The sequence below is a fragment of the Candidatus Ruthia endofausta genome (genome assembly GCF_013342985.1).
GTDB classification, from domain to species: Bacteria; Pseudomonadota; Gammaproteobacteria; order PS1; family Pseudothioglobaceae; genus Ruthia; species Ruthia endofausta.
The window spans coordinates 921432-942950 of the sequence record NZ_CP054490.1; the positions used below are offsets into that span (position 1 = coordinate 921432).

General features: G+C 38.0%; 18 protein-coding genes. 6 read left to right on the plus strand and 12 right to left on the minus strand.

From position 1 onward, the window contains the following. Nucleotides 1–11: 11 nt before the first annotated feature. Nucleotides 12–935, plus strand: a complete 924-nt coding sequence (locus HUE58_RS05245; RefSeq protein WP_174605949.1) for a Nudix family hydrolase — start codon at nt 12–14, stop codon at nt 933–935. Nucleotides 936–1356: 421 nt separating this feature from the next. Here the strand turns inward: HUE58_RS05245 and HUE58_RS05250 are convergent, their stop codons facing one another. From HUE58_RS05250 to yaaA, 3 genes are all read right to left on the minus strand, one after another. Next, nucleotides 1357–1548 carry a hypothetical protein gene (locus HUE58_RS05250; protein WP_174605950.1) on the minus strand — a complete coding sequence of 64 codons (192 nt, stop codon included), beginning with the start codon at nt 1546–1548 and terminating at the stop codon, nt 1357–1359. Nucleotides 1549–1784: 236 nt separating this feature from the next. Continuing rightward, nucleotides 1785–1994, minus strand: coding sequence for a hypothetical protein (locus tag HUE58_RS05255; RefSeq protein ID WP_174605951.1), 210 nt, complete (start codon nt 1992–1994; stop codon nt 1785–1787). A gap of 390 nt (nt 1995–2384) precedes the next feature. Then, nucleotides 2385–3137 (minus strand): peroxide stress protein YaaA, encoded by a 753-nt coding sequence (gene yaaA / locus HUE58_RS05260; protein WP_174605952.1) that lies wholly within the window; start codon nt 3135–3137, stop codon nt 2385–2387. 151 nt (nt 3138–3288) lie between these two features. Here yaaA and gltB point away from each other — a divergent pair, with 151 nt between their 5' ends. Further along, on the plus strand, nt 3289–7797 hold the full coding sequence (gltB, locus tag HUE58_RS05265) for a glutamate synthase large subunit (RefSeq protein ID WP_174605953.1): 4509 nt from the start codon (nt 3289–3291) through the stop codon (nt 7795–7797). A 16-nt stretch (nt 7798–7813) separates the two neighbouring features. Then, nucleotides 7814–8023 carry a VOC family protein gene (locus tag HUE58_RS05270; RefSeq protein WP_174605954.1) on the plus strand — a complete coding sequence of 70 codons (210 nt, stop codon included), beginning with the start codon at nt 7814–7816 and terminating at the stop codon, nt 8021–8023. A 91-nt stretch (nt 8024–8114) separates the two neighbouring features. On the opposite strand, the gene HUE58_RS05275 is transcribed toward HUE58_RS05270, so the two are convergent. Then, entirely contained in the window at nt 8115–8615 is a 501-nt protein-coding gene (locus tag HUE58_RS05275) for a dihydrofolate reductase (RefSeq protein ID WP_174605955.1), read from the minus strand. 54 nt (nt 8616–8669) lie between these two features. On the opposite strand from HUE58_RS05275, the gene HUE58_RS05280 reads away from it, so the two are divergent. Together HUE58_RS05280 and mfd are read left to right on the plus strand one after the other, a co-directional pair. Beyond that, complete coding sequence (locus tag HUE58_RS05280; RefSeq protein WP_174605956.1) at nt 8670–9275, plus strand: Maf family protein; 606 nt, start codon at nt 8670–8672, stop codon at nt 9273–9275. A gap of 5 nt (nt 9276–9280) precedes the next feature. After that, the gene (gene mfd, locus HUE58_RS05285) at nt 9281–12721 is read left to right on the plus strand and encodes a transcription-repair coupling factor (RefSeq protein WP_174605957.1); all 3441 of its coding nucleotides are present in this window, start codon (nt 9281–9283) and stop codon (nt 12719–12721) included. Between the two features lie 64 nt (nt 12722–12785). On the opposite strand, the gene HUE58_RS05290 is transcribed toward mfd, so the two are convergent. From HUE58_RS05290 to HUE58_RS05325, 8 genes are all read right to left on the minus strand, one after another. Then, complete coding sequence (locus tag HUE58_RS05290) at nt 12786–13727, minus strand: carbohydrate kinase family protein (protein WP_174605958.1); 942 nt, start codon at nt 13725–13727, stop codon at nt 12786–12788. A 77-nt stretch (nt 13728–13804) separates the two neighbouring features. Then, a complete protein-coding gene (gene ispH, locus HUE58_RS05295) occupies nt 13805–14731 on the minus strand; it encodes a 4-hydroxy-3-methylbut-2-enyl diphosphate reductase (protein ID WP_174605959.1) in 927 nt (308 codons plus the stop codon). After that, nucleotides 14728–15135, minus strand: coding sequence for an FKBP-type peptidyl-prolyl cis-trans isomerase (locus tag HUE58_RS05300; protein ID WP_174605960.1), 408 nt, complete (start codon nt 15133–15135; stop codon nt 14728–14730). Before HUE58_RS05300 ends, ispH begins: the two co-directional genes overlap by 4 nt. Then, entirely contained in the window at nt 15128–15976 is an 849-nt protein-coding gene (gene accD, locus HUE58_RS05305) for an acetyl-CoA carboxylase, carboxyltransferase subunit beta (RefSeq protein ID WP_174605961.1), read from the minus strand. The genes HUE58_RS05300 and accD overlap by 8 nt, the downstream gene beginning before the upstream one ends. 20 nt (nt 15977–15996) lie before the next feature. Further along, complete coding sequence (gene trpA / locus HUE58_RS05310) at nt 15997–16794, minus strand: tryptophan synthase subunit alpha (RefSeq protein ID WP_174605962.1); 798 nt, start codon at nt 16792–16794, stop codon at nt 15997–15999. Between the two features lie 6 nt (nt 16795–16800). Then, nucleotides 16801–17844 (minus strand): uroporphyrinogen decarboxylase, encoded by a 1044-nt coding sequence (gene hemE / locus HUE58_RS05315; protein ID WP_174605963.1) that lies wholly within the window; start codon nt 17842–17844, stop codon nt 16801–16803. A gap of 112 nt (nt 17845–17956) precedes the next feature. Further along, a complete protein-coding gene (rpmE, locus tag HUE58_RS05320) occupies nt 17957–18175 on the minus strand; it encodes a 50S ribosomal protein L31 (RefSeq protein ID WP_174605964.1) in 219 nt (72 codons plus the stop codon). A 74-nt stretch (nt 18176–18249) separates the two neighbouring features. Then, the gene (locus tag HUE58_RS05325) at nt 18250–20652 is read right to left on the minus strand and encodes a heavy metal translocating P-type ATPase (protein WP_174605965.1); all 2403 of its coding nucleotides are present in this window, start codon (nt 20650–20652) and stop codon (nt 18250–18252) included. Between the two features lie 195 nt (nt 20653–20847). On the opposite strand from HUE58_RS05325, the gene HUE58_RS05330 reads away from it, so the two are divergent. Beyond that, complete coding sequence (locus HUE58_RS05330; RefSeq protein WP_174605966.1) at nt 20848–21519, plus strand: hypothetical protein; 672 nt, start codon at nt 20848–20850, stop codon at nt 21517–21519.

A 21519-nucleotide genomic window follows, 5' to 3' on the forward strand; every position in this document is an offset into this window, starting at 1 on the left:
TAGGGCAACTGATGAGAACAATTAAGACGGTTGTGGGTGTTTTACGCAACAAGAACCAAGAAATACTCATTGCAAAACGCAAAAAAGAGCAATTTATGGGTGGTTTTTGGGAGCTCCCTGGCGGCAAAATTGAAGCTGATGAATCAAAAGAACAAACCGTCATAAGGGAGCTAAAAGAAGAATTAGGTATACAAGTTAATCAATTAACCCTTCATCAAACCATAATACATAAGTATGAAGACAAAATCGTCCAACTAAGTATTTATAACATCAACAAGTACCAAAACACGCCTTTAGGTGCTGAAGCTCAAGCAATATCTTGGGTTAACATTGATGATTTACACAGTTATAAACTATTACCCACCATGAAGGCATTTATCGACTCTATCATTCTGCCAGATAAATACTGGATAACCCCCTCTATAGACCATCAAAGTGATGGGTGGATGGAAAGATTTAATCAAAAACTAACACAAGACATAACACTCATCCAACTTAGGAGTAAAACCAAACTTGATAATGGCTTTATCCAACAACTTCACAACAAATGCAAGCAAAATAACATAAAGTTACTGCTTAATACCGTCAATAAGACTTTCGATGAGCTCTATTGCGATGGCTGGCATATCACCACCACTGAAATGCTTAAATTGAACAAAAAACCTTGTTCTAATAATAAACTCTTAGGCGCATCCACACACACCCTAACTGAAGCACTAAAAGCCCAAGCAATGGGTGCTGACTTTGTTGTCATCTCCCCCGTACAAGCTACTAAAACTCATCCTGATACTCTCCCATTAGGCTGGGAAAGTGTCAAAGAAGTCGTGGATAAACTCAATATTCCTGTGTACTTTTTAGGCGGAATGGAGCTTAAAGACCTAGAAAAAACCATCAAACTGGGCGCTCAAGGAATTGCGAGTGTTAGTGCTTTTTAATAATAACAAGCAAAATAACTTGAGGGAGGCTTTATACTTGACCCTCCCTGTATATAAAAAATTTGTCCGAATTGTTGCAACATAGAACTTAATGCTATTTTGCAACAATTTTGGACTGTTACCACGAAGCACCTAAAGATAATTTACTTTCTACCCAGTTATTTTCTTACACCTCTACTTCTTTTAATTTAAGTAGTCTTAAACGTTTAGAACTGAGATCTTAGGTTTAATAAAACTGATAAATAGATTGTGCTCTTTGTGACGTAAGTGTTGAAAATTCTATATGGTCAATTATAATATTATGGTGTAACTCATCGCGCAGCGCATCACTAAGTTGTAAACGTTTTGCCTACTAAAGTGCGTGTTTTGTTTGTTATCGGCTAACAATATGATTAATTTTTTCTCACGCAATGCATGTGTATCACGTACAGTATTGTAAACAGGGTGAATACCTTTTAACACCTATATTTAGATAAAGTTCACCTAAACTTAATAACGTTTTGCCGCCATCATCAGGCAGGTGCAAGTTCTTAATTTTTAGTTCTAACGTTAAAGGATTAAACTCAACTTGCTCTACACTCATAGCAACCCCAAGCATTTCTTGGCTATACATCGGTAGATACTTTTTAAGCGCATAAGGCAAACATCAATATTGGATCCAACTGTAGGGCCACATTCATATTGCTATCGTGAATAAAGCCAATAGAGATATTAAACGCATATTTTTTTTGGTAATAATCGCTAAAAAAAATTATCAATATTATCGCCTACCAATTTTGGCAGATTACTAGCTTTTACCTCACTCAGATAATTTTTGGCAATATCACCATTACCGAGTTGATATTCAACCTATGCCGGTTCTAATTTCATCTCACCAGTCAGTGCTGAGTTGTTAGAATATTTAATCGCTTGGTTAAAATAATCCTTAGCTGCAAACAACTTGTTATTTGCCTTAGCCAAAATCCCTAATAAACGATATCCCAAAGGATTTTTACTAGACTCATCAAAACCTGCTAGTAAAAATTCATAGCCATCTTTTTCGCCGCACTCATCTAACATACTTTGAGCAACGTTTAGACTTAAATCGTATTAGCCCGAATAAACCGAATTCAAACTAAAAGATAATAGGAAAGCGGTAATTATTGATTTTAAATTTTTCATTCTCGTTGCTCCTTATTGCTTGGCACGGAAAACACTAGAGCCTGAATTTGTACTGTTAGTACCACTATCCATATTTAAACCCTCCACTCATTTCAATAATTTTTTCGGCGAAAAGATTAAAATCGTAAGAGAGGAAAACAAACTAAACAGAAAAAAAATTAGCCGAAATAATGTGCCTTTAATTTCTTTTTTTCACTGTTCTAAATTTAGTGATGATAGTGGCTTGGTGACTTTTGTACACCTAACACTTTGTAGTCTCAAAGCAAAGGACGCAGGATTGCTTAGGAGTTAACCTCTGGTAAAAATCCATGTTGTGTCATCAGACATATCGACTCTAAATTGATAGTCTTCTTTATCAAAATCTTTCAAATTTTCTGCATGAGTGATTCTATTTTTAATCATATAATTAACCATCAGACCTCTAGCACGCTTGGCATAAATACCAATAATTTTATAGATGTCGTTTTTGAACTCTTTAAAAGCGATGTTAATGATTTTGGCATTCAAGGTTTTTTGATCAATACCTTTAAAATACTCATTAGAAGCAAGGTTAATGATAGTGTCAGCTTCGTCTTCATTTAATATGGTTGAAATCTCATTGCCCCAAAACTCATATAAATTCTTACCCTTAGCATTCTCAAGCCGAGTGCCCATTTCTAAGCGATAAGGTTGAATTAAGTCAAGCGGGCGAATCACACCGTATAGGCCTGACAACATGCGCAAGGTGCTTTGTGCAAACTCTAAATCCGCTATTGATAAAGAGGGGACATCAATACCTCTATAAACATCACCCTTGAATGCAAGCAATGCTTGCTTGGCATTTGTTAGATTAAAAGGGGTTGAAAATGTTTGAAAGTGCTCATGATTTAAATTGGCGAGTGCGTCACTAATTGACATGAGCTGTGCTATTTCATCTTGGGTTTTTGTCTTTAAGAGCTCAATTAACGTTTTAGATTGTTTAATTTGGTATGTTTGTGTGTATTCATCAATGTTAGAAGTAGAAAAATCTTGGGTTTTTGAAGGGGAAATAATGGCTAACATTAGATAAAATTTAAGTAAAAATTGATTAACATTCTACCTTAATATGATTGATAAATACGCCACTAAAAGGGCGCATTAGAGGCATTAATAGAGTATTTTATATGTTATAATCAGGGAACTTTTTCAATTTTTATTTTGTAGATTTTAACCTATGAGCACCCAATTATTACACCTGCCTAAAGCGCGTGGCTTTTATCATCCAAATAATGAAAAAGAGAACTGCGGCGTAGGTTTTATCGCCCACATTAAAGGTGAACCTTCACACCAAATTACCCTTGACGCTTTGGAAATGTTATCTAGAATGGATCATCGTGGTGGCTGTGGCTGTGAAACCAACACAGGGGATGGCGCTGGTATTTTAACCAATATTCCACATGGGTTTTTCATTCAAGAAATTAAGCGTTTATTTGGTATATCGGTTAAAAAAGGTGCTTATAGTGCTGGTAATATTTTCTTGCCACAAGATGAAAAACAAAGAGCGCATTGCATGAATTTGTTAGAAAAATCTGTTGCACGTGAGGGTCAAACTTTTATTGGCTGGCGTGATGTGCCTATTAATAGTGATAAAGCTAATATTGGCAATATTGCTAGAAAATCCCAACCTGTCATTAAGCAACTTATTATTGCTTGTGCCAAAGGCATTGACACACCAGCTTTTGAGCGTGCATTATTTGTTATCAGAAAACACACCTCAAATATCATTAGAACAGATGGGGCTTTGTCTCAAGCATTATTGTTCTACGTTTGCAGTTTGTCAAGTAGTGTTATTATTTACAAAGGCATGTTAATGGGCTCACAAGTACTTGATTTTTATCAAGACTTATCTGATATTGAGTATTCAACCTATTTGGCGATGGTACACTCACGTTTTTCGACCAACACATTCCCTTCATGGGATAGGGCGCAACCTTGCCGCTATATGTCACACAACGGTGAAATTAATACCCGCCAAGGCAATTATAACTGGATGCATGCTAGAGAAGGCGTCCTAAAAAGTGACCTCTTCAAAGGTAATTTAAACAAAATTCTGCCTGTTATTGAAACCGAAGTATCTGATTCGGGCAGTTTTGACAATGTGTTAGAATTTTTGATGATGAATGGTCGCACCTTGCAAGAAGCAGTGCTAATGATGGTGCCTGAAGCTTGGCAAAATGACGACAACATGAGTGCTTCAAAAAGAGCGTTTTATGAATACTTCTCTAACATTATGGAGCCGTGGGATGGACCTGCCTCTATTACCTTTACAGATGGCGCTTATATTGGTGCGGTGCTTGACCGTAACGGTCTTCGCCCTTCGCGTTACTATTTAACTCATGATGAGCGCGTTATTATGGCAAGTGAAGTGGGCGTAGTCGATGTGGCAACTAATAATATCAAAACTAAGGGCAGGTTACGCCCAGGCAAGATGTTTTTGGTTGATTTTGACAAAGGTGAGTTGATTGATGATGAGGCTATAAAATCTGAATTGGCCTCAAAAAATCCTTACCAAAACTGGCTAAATGATCAACAAATATACCTATCAGAATTTCACTATGGAGTTGAAACGCACAGTTTCCATCCAGAGTCATTAATTCACCGCCTAAAAGCATTTGGCTATAGCACTGAAACCTTGCAATTTATGTTATTACCACTGGTTAACGAATTGCGTGATCCAGTGGGCTCTATGGGTAATGACTCAGCACTAGCATGTTTGTCTAGTCAATCACGCATTATTTATGACTATTTTAAGCAATTATTTGCACAAGTCACCAATCCAGCAATTGATTCTATTCGTGAAGAAGTGGTGATGTCATTACGTTGCTCGATTGGACCAGAAGGCAACTTATTAAGCGACAAGGCTGAAAATGCACACCGCTTAGTTATTGAGCATCCAATTTTAACCAATGAAGAAGCCGCCGCATTAAGACATTGCAACCATCGTGGTTGGACGAGCAAAACCATTGATATTACTTATAACATTGATGAAGATCAAAAAGTATCTGAATTATTAGACAATATTTGCGCCCAAGGCTCTCAGGCCATTAAAGATGGACACACTTTAATTATATTGTCTGATTGTAATATTGGTAAAAATCGTGTCGCAATATCTAGCCTATTGGCCTCTTCTGCCCTACACAGATACTTAGTTGCCAGTGCTGAACGCACCCAAGTGGGTATTATTGTTGAAACGGGTGAGGCTCGTGAGGTTCATCATTTCTGTTTGGTGATAGGTTTTGGTGCGGATGCAATTAATCCATACCTTGCATTTGAGGCGTTATGGCAAGCACGCCGTGATAAAATCATTGACATTGAAAGTGATGATGCCATTATATCTGCCTATCGCAAAGGTATTGCCAAAGGCATGTTAAAAGTCATGGCAAAAATGGGTATTTCTACCTTAGAGTCTTACAAAGGTGCACAAATTTTCGAAGCAGTAGGTCTGGCACCAGAAGTGATGGATAAGTGCTTTTTTGGCACAGCGTCTCGTATTGATGGGGTTAATTTTGATATTTTACAAACAGAAAATGAAAAACGGCATCAACATGCCTATCAAACTAACTCTTTGGATAATTTAGGTCAATATCATTGGCGCAGTGGCGGTGAAAAACACATGTGGGATCCGCAAGCAATTTCCAACTTGCAATTAGCAGCTCGCAATAATGACGAATCGGCTTATTGGACGTTTTCTAAACACGCCAACGAACAAGGCACACGCAACTCAACATTGCGTGGTTTGATGTCGTTTAAAAAATCCAACCCAATTGCTACAATTGCTATTGATGACGTTGAAGATGTTAAAGAAATTGTCAAACGTTTTGCTACAGGTGCGATGAGTTTTGGTTCTATTTCTGCTGAATCACACGAATCTTTAGCCATTGCCATGAATCGCTTGGGCGGCAAATCAAACACAGGCGAGGGTGGTGAAGATGCCAAACGCTGGACACCAGATGCCAATGGCGATTCACGCCGTAGTGCTATTAAACAAGTAGCTTCAGGACGTTTCGGTGTTACCATTGATTACTTAAATAACGCAGATGAAATCCAAATTAAAGTCTCACAAGGTGCAAAACCTGGTGAAGGTGGCGAATTACCTGGTGCAAAAGTAGATGAAGGTATCGCTTCAATACGCCACTCCACACCCGGTGTAGGGCTTATTTCCCCACCGCCTCATCATGATATTTATTCCATTGAAGATTTGTCACAACTTATTTTTGACCTAAAACGCTCTAATCCAACTGCCCGTATTAGTGTAAAGCTAGTTGCAGAAGTAGGTGTGGGCACGATTGCTGCAGGTGTTGTTAAAGCAAAGTCTGATCATATTGTTATTGCTGGACATGATGGTGGTACAGGCGCTTCACCACTAACCTCAATCAAACATGCAGGCTTGCCATGGGAGTTAGGCTTAGCTGAGACTCACCAAACCTTGGTGATGAATGGCTTGCGCTCACGCGTGGTTATTCAAACAGATGGGCAGTTAAAAACGGGTAGAGATGTTGCCATTGGTATTCTTTTGGGTGCTGAAGAGTTCGGATTTTCAACCGCACCACTGATCACCCTAGGCTGCATTATGATGCGTAAATGCCACCTAAATACTTGCCCAGTCGGCATTGCCACACAAGACAAAGAATTACGTAAAAAATTTTCAGGCAAACCTGAACATGTGGTGAACTACTTATTTATGGTGGCTCAGGAATTACGTTTAATCATGGCAGAACTTGGTTTTAAAACCATTAATGAAATGATTGGCCGTGTTGATATGTTAGAGATGAATCAAGCGCTTAATCATTGGAAACAAGAAACCATAAACCTAGATGCTTTATTAACACCTGCTAAAAAACCTAGCAAAGACACAGGCACTTATCAAACCATTGCTCAAGACCATCAATTAGACCAACAAATTGACAACACGCTCATTGCACAATCAGAGTCAGCCATTAAAAATGCTGAAAAAATTCATATCAATTCTGTTATCACTAACGTTGATCGCGCTGTAGGTACAATGCTTTCGTCACACATTGTTAAAACACGTGGTGGTAATAACTTAAAAGATGATACTATTCATATTAATTTTAAAGGCTCTGCAGGTCAATCTCTTGGTGCATTTTTAGCAAAAGGTGTTACTTTAGAGGTTGAAGGCGATGCTAATGATTATGTTGGTAAAGGGCTTTCAGGTGGTCATATTATTGTTTATCCACCTAAAAACTCAACTTTTAATGCTGAAGATGAAATTATTGCTGGCAACGTTTGTGGTTACGGTGCAACAGGTGGTGAAATGTATTTATCAGGTTGCGTATCTGAGCGCTTTTGTGTGCGTAATTCAGGCGCTATCGCCGTAGTAGAAGGAGTTGGTGATCATGGTTGTGAATATATGACAGGCGGTCACGTTATTATTCTAGGCGAAGTGGGTCGTAACTTTGGTGCTGGTATGAGCGGCGGTATTGCTTATATCTATAACCCAAATCATACGTTCGAATCCATGGCCAATCCAATCATGATTGACCTTGATCCGATGGATGATGAGGCGCAAGTAAAATTGAAACAATACATCAACAATCACGTTAAATATACTGGCTCAAAAGTAGCCATGCGTATTCTTAACAACTGGCACGATGAAATCAAGTATTTTATTAAAATCATGCCAAAAGATTTCAAGCGTGTTTTAGCTCAAAATTCTAACTAACAAATCTTTAATAATAATGGGTTTAGCGATCACAAAAGGTATTCACCATGCTGAGTTAACAGTCTCAAAACTAGAAGAAAGTGCAGATTCTTTTATCTCGCTACTGGATTGGAAAGAGGTGCGTAGAAATAAAACATACCCAAGTATCTTTGTTAGTGATGGTCATGTTTGTTATGCTCACACTTTATTAGCTAGCCAAAGAAAACACACCAAGCCCATTCAATAAGGATATCGGTCTACATCATAAGCACTTGAAATTGAAAGTGAGGAGAGTTTAAATATACTCTACCAATAATTACTCAATAATAGAATGTGTGTTACACTTCCCCCCAGTGCATCTTTCTTTGTAAAACGACAAAATCATAGATGTGTGGATTTTTCTCATCAGCTTGATGAGATTCACGACTAAATTCGACAAATTGAGTACGATCAAATTCTGGAAAGTACGCATCACCCTCAAATTTATCCTTAACTTCGGTGATATAGAGTCTATCAATCCTATCTATCATTTGTTCGTAAAAAGATGCGCCGCCCATAACCATCAGCTCATCACCATTAGCCAGACTTAATGCTGCGTTAATACTACCAACAACCTCACAACCATCAGCTTTAAATTTAGTGTTTCGACTCACAATAATATTGCGACGATTAGGTAGTGGCTTGCCAATGGAGTCATAAGTTTTACGCCCCACTAAAACGACTTTACCTGTCGTTGCCTTTTTAAAATAAGCCAAATCAGCTGGCAAATGCCAAGGCAAAGCATTATTTTTACCAATCAGCTGATTATCGTCCATTGCGACAATAATAGATAATTTCATAGGAAAAGTTTCAAATAAAGTAAAATGATACCTATTTTACAAATATCACTCATCATGGTGTCACTAATTCTGGCTTCAAGCTCACCTTTTAAAAAAACATTACTTGCTAAGTTAGGGTTGGCATTTACGACACGCTCACCAAAAATTGACGAATCAAGAAAAACAAGTGAAACGCCTGAACAGTTGGTTTATCGTTTAGCTCAGAGAAAAGCACGAGAAATTGCAAAAACACACAGTGGTTTGATTATTGCTTCTGACCAAGTGGCGACACTTAATGATGGCTTTAATACTGATGACAAGGTACTGACTAAGCCAAAAAATCATGAGAATGCCATTAAACAGCTACAGCAAAGTTCTGGAAATACAGTAACTTCTATTACAAGTTTGGCACTTTTAAATACAAATACCAACAATATACAAACTAAAGTTGAAACTTTTAAAGTGATTTTTAAAGATTTGAATATTGAACAAATTGAGTATTATCTTAAAAAAGAAACCCCTTATAACTGTGCAGGTAGTTTTAAATCAGAAAGCCTAGGCATTAGTTTATTTAAACGCATGATTGGAGACGACCCAAATAGCTTAGTTGGCTTGCCACTTATTCAACTTATTACAATGCTAGAAAATGAAGGCATTGAGATCCTAACTGACAACAGCTAAACGTCATGCAATATCTTTATCCTTATAAGTCTAAATGCTTTCAATCGGGTCAAAAAACTTATTGGGGCTCACTGTACGGCAGTGCAGATGCACTGGCATTAATTGAATTTGCCAATCAACAACAGCAAGTTATTTTAGTCATTGCTAATGACATTGCACATTTTGACAGTCTTTATAAATCTTTAAATTTCTACAACACAGATTTAGAAATTTTAAAATTTGATAACTGGGAAGTGCTCGCCTATGATCACTTTTCGCCTCATCCTGATATCACCTCAAGTCGACTAAAAACCTTATCAAAACTTAAAAATCTTAAACGCGGTATTGTTCTCACCACACTAGAATCATTATTTTCACACTTATGCCCGTTAGAGTTTGGCGAAAAATATAGCTTTAATATTGGTATTAATGACAATATTAATCTTGATACTTTTAGTGAAAGACTATTAAAAATTGGCTACAACCGCGTAACCACAGTGATGGAGCATGGTGAGTTTAATGTACGTAGCTCATTGATTGATTTATACCCAATGGGTGCAAAAACACCCTACCGAATTGATTTATTTGATCAAGAAGTAGAGTCTATTCGCACCTTTGATACCTCAACTCAACGCTCCAAGGTGCAAGTGTCTGAAATTGCGCTACTGCCTGCCAGAGAATTTCCCACAGATAATGCTAGTATTGAGCGTTTCAAAACCAATTATCAAAAAGCGTTTAATGATCATAGTTTCATTTATACCGAAGTTAGTGAAGGCAGGCTACCAGGCGGTATTGAATTCTATTTACCACTATTTTTTAACACAACCAACACCTTGTTTGACTATCTAGTAAATAACGCCGTGATTGCCACATCAAAAGGGTTTTCAAACTTGGTAGATAAGACCTATAGCGAGATACGCGAACGATTTGAAAATGCCAAAAAAACATTAGATAGAGCGCCACTTGATATTCACCAAGTTTTCCTGTCCAAAGAGTTGTTGTTTAGTGAAATCAAGCAAAAATCACAACTCATCATTAGCACGTCAAAACTAGAAGAAAAAAACCAACACTTTAATTTTAATTCAAGCCTATTGTCTCCCATACGCATTGAGCCAAAAACAAAAAATCCATTAAACAAATTTTTAATATTTGTTAAAAGATTTACCAACAAGAAAAGCAAAAAAATATTAATTGTTTGTGAGTCGTACGGCAGGCAAGATGTGCTCAGCGATTTACTCATCAAGCATAACCTTGATATTCATAGTGTTAAAAACTGGCATGAATTTAGCAAGAGTAACAAGCCACTTAACATTACCCATGAAGACCTTACCCATGGCTTATTCACTAATGATATCGCCATTGTTACTGAAGAGGATTTATTCGGTCAAGAAGTGGTTCAGCAACAGCGCCGTCGCCGTGCCAAACATAAAGATTTTGATGAGGCAATTAAAAGCTTGGTTGAGATTAGAATGGATGATGCTATTGTGCATGAAAACTATGGTGTGGGCAGATATTTAGGGCTTAAAACCCAAATCTTTGATGGTCAATCACAAGATTTTCTTGCCCTGGAATATGCTGATAAGGCAAAATTAATGGTGCCAATCACCTCGCTTAATTTAATCTCTAGGTACGCTGGCATTTCACCAGATAGTGCACCATTACACAAGCTAGGTACAAATCAATGGAGCAAGGCTAAGAAAAAATCAGGCGAGGCTTTGTTTGATGTGGCGGCTGAATTATTAGAAATTTATGCCAAGCGAGCCTCTCAAACAGGCTTTGCTTTTCCTGAACCGAATGATGCTTATTCCTCATTCGTTGCCAGTTTTCCCTTTGAGGAAACACCGGACCAGCTCAAAACCATGGGCGAAGTGTTAGCAGATATGCAATCACACAAACCAATGGACAGATTGGTTTGTGGCGATGTTGGTTTTGGTAAAACTGAAATTGCCATGCGTGCAGCGTTTTTAGCAGTTGAGGCAGACAAGCAAGTGGCAATTCTGGTACCAACCACGCTATTATCTAACCAACATTACCAATCATTTGTTGACCGTTTTACTAGCTACCCTGTTGAAATTGCAGCGCTTTCAAGGTTTCAAACTCCAAAAGAGCAAAGAATAATCATTGAAAAATTAAACCAAGGAAAAATTGACATCGTCATTGGTACACACAAAATTATTCAAGGCACTATTAAATACAAAAACCTTGGCTTGGTTATTATTGACGAAGAGCATCGCTTCGGCGTTAAACAAAAAGAGGCGTTGAAAAAACTACGGGGCGAGAGTGACGTTCTGACCATGACTGCCACCCCTATTCCACGTACATTGAATATGGCGCTAGGCTCATTAAGAGAATTGTCTATTATTGCCACGCCACCTGCCAAACGTAGCGCCATCCAAACGTTTGTACAAGAGTGGAGTAACAATAACATCAAAGAGGCAATCACACGTGAAATACACCGTGGTGGTCAGATTTTTGTGTTACATAACGACATTGATTCAATTGACAATATGGCAAAAAATCTTGAACAAATTATACCAAAAGCCCACGTTCGTATTGCCCACGGACAAATGCCAACACGTGAATTAGAAAGAATCATGAGTGACTTTTATCATGCGTGTTTCCAAATTTTGGTTTGCACCACAATTATTGAAACAGGGATTGACATTCCCAATGCTAACACTATTATTATCAATAATGCGCAAAAATTTGGTCTGGCACAATTACATCAACTACGAGGTCGTGTTGGTCGTTCCCACCATAGGGCCTACGCTTATTTGATTGTCAAGTCTCATCAATCACTATCCAGAACAGCCAAAAAACGTCTCGATGCCATTGAATCTTTAAAAGAGCTTGGTACTGGATTTATGCTGGCTAATCACGACCTTGAAATTCGTGGTGCGGGTGATTTATTGGGTGACAATCAGTCTGGAAAAATTAGCGAAATTGGTTTTAATCTTTATCATGATTTATTAAAACGCACTATTGATGCCATGCGCTCTGGTAGAAAAATTAACCTTAACGATCCAATTAATCATGAAGTGCAAATTAATTCTGGCTTGCCATCCATTATTCCAGAAACCTATATTTTTGATGTGCACGAACGACTGGTATTCTACAAACGCATTGCCAATTGCCAAAACAATAAGGAGCTTAAAGCCTTGCAAATTGAGATGATTGACCGTTTTGGATTATTACCAGATTCAACCAAAAACTTATTTGTCAATATCAAACTCAAACTCTTTTCAGAAAAAATTGGCATTGATGAAATCAACCTCTATGAAGACAAAGCCATCATCACCTTTGGCAGTAAAAATACCATTGAGCCAATCAAAATCATCAATCTTATTCAAAAACAAGCGAAAAAATATCAGTTAAAGGGTCAAAACCAATTAATCATTAAAGAAGAGATGCCTGAAGATATTAGACGAATCGAGTTGATAGAAAACCTACTAAAAACATTAAGTTAATTCAGTTATAACAAAAAACTGGCTAACCAGATAGCAAAGCCAAAAAAAATAACGACTGCCATAACTAAAACAACGATTCGCCATAACTATCTTGATAGCGATTTTCAATATCAATCATATCAAACTGATGATTTTGCGTACCTAGATGCGCCACTTTAATGGCGCCCAATAGCCCTGCTAATTGACCAGTTGTTTTCCAATTCATGTCATGCATTAAGCCATACAACAATCCAGCACGATAAGCATCGCCACAGCCTGTAGGGTCTTGTGCAGTATCTGCCTTGGCGGGGACAATATTGATTAATTTTCCATCGGTATGAATTTCTGAACCTTCACTGCCTTTGGTAACAATCAAAGCATTAACTTTGGAAGCGATAGTTGATAAATCTAGTCCAGTTTTGGCTTGTAACATTTGTGATTCATAATCATTTACTGCTATATAAGTGGTTTGTTCAATAAAGTTAACCAACTCTTCATCTGAAAACATTGGCATACCCTGGCCTGGATCAAAAATGAATGGGATGTTTAATTGTTTAAATTGTACCGCATGCTCAATCATGCCAACACGTCCATCAGGAGACACAATGCCAATATCAACCGCACTGGCATCAGATACCTTATTTTGGTGCGATTGATCCATTGCACCTGGGTGAAAGACAGTAATTTGATTATCACTCATATCAGTGGTAATAAACGCCTGCCCTGTATATTGGTCTTTTAGAACTTTGATATACGAGGTGTTCATATGATGCTTTTTCATCCACGCTAAATAGGGCGTAAAATCACTACCCACTGTTGCCATTGGCACTGAATTAACACCTAATAAATGCAAATTATAAGCAATATTACCAGCACAACCACCAAACTCTTTGCGCATGGTTGGCACTAAAAATGACACATTGAGCATATGCACCTTGCCTGGCAAAATATGGTTTTTAAAATGATTATGGAACGCCATAATGTTATCAAAGGCGTACGAACCACAAATTAATGCTGTTTTTTTCATATTATTATTTTCCTTTTTATTTTTAATAAACGATGAGTGTCTTTGCCAAACTTAGCTTGCTTATTAAATGAAATATCCTATCTTAATTCTTTTGGCACTGGGAAATGAATATTTTCCTTCGCACCATTCACTTCAATAACTTTAGTTGCGCCCTTATCTCGCAAATAATGGATTACTTCTTGAACCAAAACTTCTGGCGCTGAAGCGCCTGCAGTTACGCCTATTGTATTCATGCCTTTAAGCCATAACTCATCAATTTCACCAGCACCATCAATCAGATAGGCAGGAATGTCCATTTTTTCAGCAATTTCTTTAAGGCGATTTGAGTTAGATGAGTTGCTAGAACCTAATACTAACAACACATCAGAAGATTGCATCAAGATTTTAACTCCGTCTTGACGATTTTGTGTGGCAAAACAAATATCATCTTTCTTGGACGCATCAATAGTGGGGAACTTTGATTTTAAATAATCCACAATATATTGAGTATCATCAATCGAAAGCGTGGTTTGTGTTGTATAAGAAATATGGATATTTTTTGAAAAATTTAAACGCTCAACATCCTCAATTATTTCCACTAATTGAACACACTTGTCCTCACTAGATTGCCCTAACGTGCCTTCAACCTCTGGATGTCCTTTATGACCAATCAAAATAACCTGATGATTTTGTTTTTGTTTTCTGGCAACTTCTTTATGCACTTTGGTCACCAAAGGACAAGTGGCATCATAAATAGTTGCACCCGTGTTTTGTGTTTGTTTTCGTACCGCCATTGATACGCCATGCGCACTAAAAATAACCACTTGGTTATTAGGCACATCAGCGATATTTTCAACAAAAACAGCACCTTTAGCCTTTAGCCCATCAACCACAAATTTATTATGCACCACTTCATGACGAACATACACAGGTGCGCCATGCAACTTTAACGCACGCTCCACAATTTCAATTGCACGCTCAACACCAGCACAAAAACCACGTGGGTTTGCCAGTAAAATTTTCACTGTTTTTGGAGGATTTTTACTTGAAAAGAGACATCACTACCTGCCAGTGGGTGATTAAAATTAACGGTAATATCATCCCCCTCAATTTGATCAATACAGCCCTCATAAGAATCTCCTATAGGTGTTTTAAACTCAACAACGGCACCTAACTCAATCATCATAGTTTGTGGAAAATCTGGGCGCTTCATAACTTGAAAGGCTTCTTCCAGCTCACTGCCAAATGCCTCTGATGCGCTTAAAAGAAAGGTTTGCAATTTCCCCACTTGAGCGTCAATAACGCAGGACTCTAAGCACGAATCTAGCTGACCATCGCCCAATTCAAACTCAAGTGGCTCGTTCCAAGATTCATCAACCAAGGCACCGTTTGCATGGCTAAGCTTGTAGAAAATTTTGTATTTAGCCACTATTAAACATCATGGCGCTTAATATTTTATGTACTTGAGTGCGCAATTCAGACCGGTGCACAATCATATCAATCGCACCTTTTTCTAGCAAAAACTCACTACGTTGAAAGCCTTCTGGCAATGATTCTCGCACGGTTTGTTCAACCACTCTAGGGCCAGCAAAACCAATCAACGCACTTGGTTCAGCAATATGAACATCTCCTAACATGGCAAAACTAGCAGAAACGCCGCCCATGGTTGGATCAGTCAAAATCGAAATAAAAGGTACTTTTTTGTTACTCAGCAACTTAATCATTAAAGCTGTTTTACTCATCTGCATCAGTGAAAACAAGCCCTCTTGCATACGCGCACCGCCTGAAGCTGAAAAACAAATCAACGGCGAGTTGGTTTCAATGCTTATTTTTGCAGCGCGAACAAGCTTCTCACCCACCACAGAGCCCATTGAACCGCCCATAAATTTAAATTCAAAAGCGGCGACCACGACTTTTATACCGTTAAGCGTACCTGTTTTAACCACAAGCGCATCTTTTTCATGGGTGATTTTTTGTGCTTGTAAATAACGATCTTTGTATTTTTTTTGATCCTTAAACTTTAGAGGATCAACCGCACTTAAATTAGCAGCAATTTCTTCCTGCCCATCTTTCTCCAAAAAACCATCAAGTCGCATACGAGCGGAAATACGCATATGATAATCGCACTTAGGGCAAACACAATTCAACGCTTTTAATTCTTCTGAATAAAGCGTGGTTTCACACTTAGGGCACTTTCTCCATAAGCCTTCTGGAATATTTTTCTTCGCTACACTGGTAATAGAGGGTAGGATTTTTTCTAGCCAACTCATACGCCTTTCCTTATTTTTAATTATTTAATTGCGGTAGCAATTTCATTTGCCAAACGCCCAACACTTGCTAGCATTTTATCTCTATCATTTGCATATTGTTCAACAAATGCAACCAACGATGAGCCCACAATAATTGCATCAGCATGCTCAGACACTGCCTTTGCGCTTTTAGCGTCTTTAATACCAAACCCCCCTCCAATGGGCAAATCAACCGTTTGACGAATTCTTAAAAGATGTGCTTTGACCAAATCAACATCCAAATGCTCTGCGCCCGTCACACCTTTAAGAGCGACAAAATAAATAAAACCTGAGGCAATGGTGGCTAAAAATGCTAAGCGCTCATCTGTTGTCGTTGGCGCAACCAAAAAGATAAAATCAATATCAACCCCGTCAAGACTCTGCTTTAAATCATGCGCCTCTTCTGGTGGCATATCCACCACCAACACACCATCAACGCCACTTTCACTAGCAACATTAGCAAAGGCTTGATAACCAAAAACCTCAATCGGATTTAAATAACCCATCAGCACAATAGCTGTTGTATCGTTGCTTTGTCTAAATTTTTTAACTAAAACAAGCACATCAGATAAACTTACACCATCCTTCACCGCACGCTCGTGCGATTTAGCAATTGTAGGGCCATCAGCCATCGGGTCTGAAAACGGCACACCCAACTCAATCACATCTGCACCATTTTTGACCAAAACTTGCATTAATTCAAGGGTATTATCAAGCCCGCCATCCCCCGCAGTAATAAAGGGGATAAATGCTTTTTCATCAACAGGAAGTTGGGTAAAAATTGTACTTAACCTTGACATTATGCGTTATCTTTTGCTAAATTCATGCACAGCATCTACCAGAACCTTCATGTGCTCAGGATTGACATCAGGAGAGGTGCCATGACCTAGGTTAAATACGTGGCCTGTATCGCCTTGAAATTGTGATAAGATTTTTTTAACTTCTTTTCGTATTTTTTCAGGTGATGCGTATAAAACACAAGGATCTAAATTACCCTGAAGTGCCACCTTAGTGCCAATACGCCGTTGTGCATCATTCAACTCCACTGTCCAATCCAATGCCACACCATCACAACCACTATTTGCAATCTGCTCTAGCCACATGGCACCACCTTTAGTAAACAAGGTGACTGGAATGGTTTTACCGTTAAATTCACGCTTGATACCATTAACGATTTTGGTCATATATTGAAGTGAAAAATCTTCATAGCTTTGTTTATTCAACAAACCACCCCAAGTGTCAAAAATCATCACCGAATCTGCACCTGCTTGAAGTTGACCATTCAAATAATCAATAATTGTGTCTGCTAATTTGTCTAATAATTGATGCATGTGCGCGGGGTTTTCATACATCAGCCCTTTAACTTTGGAAAAGTTCTTGCTTGAACCGCCTTCAACCATATACGTGGCTAATGTCCATGGACTGCCTGTAAAGCCAATTAATGGCACCCTGTTATTTAAAGCTTTCTTAATCACTGATACGGCGTCAGTGACATAAGACAACTCATTGCCCACATTGGGCTTTTTTAATTGCTCAATGGAGGCTAATGTATTAAGTGGGTTTGAAAATTTAGGACCTTCGCCTTCTGAAAAATACAAGCCTAAATCCATTGCGTCAGGAATGGTTAAAATATCTGAGAACAAAATGGCTGCATCTAAATCAAAACGATCAATAGGCTGCATGGTGACTTCACATGCCAGTTCAGGTGATTTGCACAGGGTTAAGAAATCACCTGCTTTTGCACGTGTTGCTCGATATTCTGGTAAATAGCGACCCGCTTGACGCATCACCCAAATAGGTGTGCGTGAGGTAGGTTTTTTCAATAAGGCATTAATATAATCAAATGACATGGGCTTTTAATATAAAAAAGTAAACGCTGTAATTATAATGATTTTGTTGGTATATCTTTACCAATCAGGCATAAAAAAAGCCACTTTCGCGGCTTTTTTTTATTGAATTTTGTTACCCTTGTCTCTTAAAACTGGCATAACGTGATTTAAACTTCTCAACACGACCAGCACTGTCCATAATCTTTTGTTTACCTGTATAAAAAGGATGACAACTAGAACATACATCTAAGTGTAATTCTTCTTTGTCAACGGTTGAGCGTGTTTCAAAGGAATTGCCACATGAGCAAACTACTTTAACGTCATTGTAATTAGGATGAATATCTGTTTTCATGTTATCTGGATTTTTTCTAAAATCGTAAAAGAGGACAAATTATATACTATTTAAAACTTATGCGTATGCTATTTTTACTTGTTTCTTAGACGCGTAGCATTGCCAATCACAACTAATGAACTAATCGGCATAACAATAGCGGCGAATAGCGGCGTAACTTTTGCCATTATCGCCAGTGGCACCATAAAAGCATTGTATAGTAGTGCAAAAGTGATGTTTTGTTTAATGGTGCTGTTAGTACGCTTTGCTAAATTAATCAGTTCAATAATTGGGCTAAGTGTAGATTTTAAGATAACCAAATCTGCACTATTAACCGACACATCACTGCCTGAGCCAATCGCAATACTGGCATTAGCTTGCACTAAGGCAGGTGCATCATTCACGCCATCACCTACCATAAGCACCGTATAGCTTTGCTGTAATTGTTTTATATAATCGGCCTTATCTTTTGGCAAGGCTTGCGCAATCATATTTTCAACCCCTAATTTTGAAGCAATCGCTTGGGTGACCACTTTGCTATCACCACTTAATATGCTGACTTGCTTGCCCATAGATTTAAGCTTATCAACAACCTCAGTAGCATCTGATTTAATTTGATCTTTTAAAGCAACAAAACCCAACACGTCAGATTCATTAGCACACCAAATACAACTCGCACCTTGTTGCTCTAATATGCTAGATTTATTTAACAAATCAGTATCTACTTGATGTTTACTATCCACATAAGACAAATGACCGATTTTATAACTTTGCTGATTAATAACACCACTCACACCTTGACCATGGTCAGCATAAAACTCGCTTACCTCTAAAATTCTGCCAGTTTTATCAGCGCCAACAATTGCTTTAGCCAAAGGGTGCTCAGAATGCCTTTCAATGCTAGCCATGATATTGATAAAATTGGTTTTATCAATTAAAGCTTCAATATGACTGATGCTAAACTCACCTTTGGTAAGTGTGCCAGTTTTATCAAAAACCACCCAATCTACTTTATCTAGCACTTCAAGTGCATTACTGTTTTTAATGAGTATTTTTTTCTTAATTGCCACACCACTTGCAACCGCAATACTCATTGGTGTAGCCAGCCCAAATGCACAAGGACAGGTGATAATCAGTACGCTAGTGGCACTTAACAATGCCAAATCAAAATCATATGGATACCAATAAATAAAAGTCGCTATTGCCAAAAAAATAGTCGTGCCAACAAAATAGGGAATGATTTTATCAAGCGTACAAATAATTGAGTTTTTGTTGTACTGCGTGTTCTCAACTAGGCTAACAATTTGTCCTAAAGCCGAATTCTTTAAGGTTTTTGTCACCTTAATCATAAGGCTGCCACTGGCATTGACTGAACCAGCAAATACCTCATCACCAGATTGCTTTCTAACTAACAAAGACTCCCCTGTCAATAACGATTCATCCACTTCACTATCGCCTGACAAAACAATACCATCCACTGCTAAACGTTCTGTAGGCTTAATCAGGACAGTTTCATCCATTTTAATTGTACCCACTGGTGTAATTTTTTCCTCGCCTTTGCTAATCACATAGGCAACTTTGGGCTGTAACTGTTGCAAAGCACTAGAGGCCGATAGTGTGGATTTTTTGGCTGAGCTTTCAAGATAACGCCCAATTAAAATCACAAAGATAAAATTAACCACCGTGTCAAAATACACCTCGTTTTTAGTAGACAGCCCTAATAGTACATACACAGAATAAAAATACGTGCTCAACGCCCCAATACTAATCGGCACATCCATATTCATAAAGCGGTTTTTAAGCCCAAAATAAGCATTTTTAAGAAATGGCATACCCGCATAAAATAAAGTAGGTGTGGCCAATGAAAAGCCCAGCCACTGAAAATAATTATGGTATTTTCCATCTGCTGCGCCTGTATACATAGCAATTGAAATCCACAATAAATTCATCATCGTAAATGCGCTAAAACTAATACGATAAAGCATGGCTTTATTGGCTTTATTAGCAATAGACTCAGCCATATTTTGTTCGTACGGCATGGCTGCATATCCAAGGCCTGCTAATCTTTGCATAATCACAGATAGTTGAATATCAGCATCAGCCCAACTAAGACGAATGCGCTTATCAGTCAAACTCACCCGCACCCAAACAACCCCACCAAGTACGCCAATTGCTCTTTCAATCAGCCACACACAAGCAGCACAATGGATGCTGTTGCTAATTAGGGTGATGGTTTTAACCCCTTCATCAAAAGGTTCTAAGAAAGGCTGCTGAAAAGCATCTGCATCATAAAATTCTACTGGATATTCCAAATCAACAACAGGCAGTAATGAGTTGGTTTGTTGATGATAAAAAAAACCCAGCCCACTCAAATAAATGGTTTGACACACACTTGCACAACCAACACAACAAAAATCCTTCTGTTCGTCTTCAATAGATGCTTGGACTTTATTATGTCTAGTCACTTCTAATCCGCAGTGATAACAGGTATTGTTCATGGTGGTTGATTTTATTGTATTTATGCCTCTAAGCGTTTACAATATCAACCCAGACTACTTATTAACTTGACACAATTTATGCAACACATAAAACAACGATTTTTTAATGATGACTAGTCGCATCTTTTGTTTTTTAAATAAAAATTTATATTCTGTACTTCTCAGACGTATAAATCACACTTTGCGTCTATCGCTGTGAATAAATCTTCCATAAAACTTGTCACACTACTTGGTTTGTTGTTGCTTAGCACCCAAAGCATCTCCGAATTGCCAATTCGTCTTTATAAACAATACTTAATTGGCATGCCAAAAGCATATTTACAAAAGTCGCACCCATTAGAAGATTGCTCTGCCAAATACGAAAAAGGCACGCTGTGCATGCAAAAACATTCATTAGCAGGCGAGGAGGCTGAAATAGTTTTTCGATTCCTAAACGATAGACTTGTTTCCATTGTGCTAATAATGCCATTAACTAATGTTAGCAAGATTAAGAAAATATTCTACGCGTTAAAAACGCAGTTCGATTTAGTCTTAATTGAAGAAGATAGTAATAAATTAGACATTATCCAAATTAGCGCCAATACCTTTAATAAGCGCGAATTTACTAAAATAATCGCTGATTTTGAGAATGAAGCCTACCAAAAACACAATATCAAATACACGTTCATCAGTAAAAAGGATTTTATTATTCAATCACGCAAATCACGCAACTTTGCTGATATTTTTAAAAATGCACCCATGCAAATGCGCGCCGCAACTTATAGCGTGGGTCGAAAAAATGGGCAAGTGATTGGTACTATTAGTTTTATTGTGCCTGGTATTACTCAGTCTTATCTTGATCAAAACCCAATTGTAGAGGATTTTTAG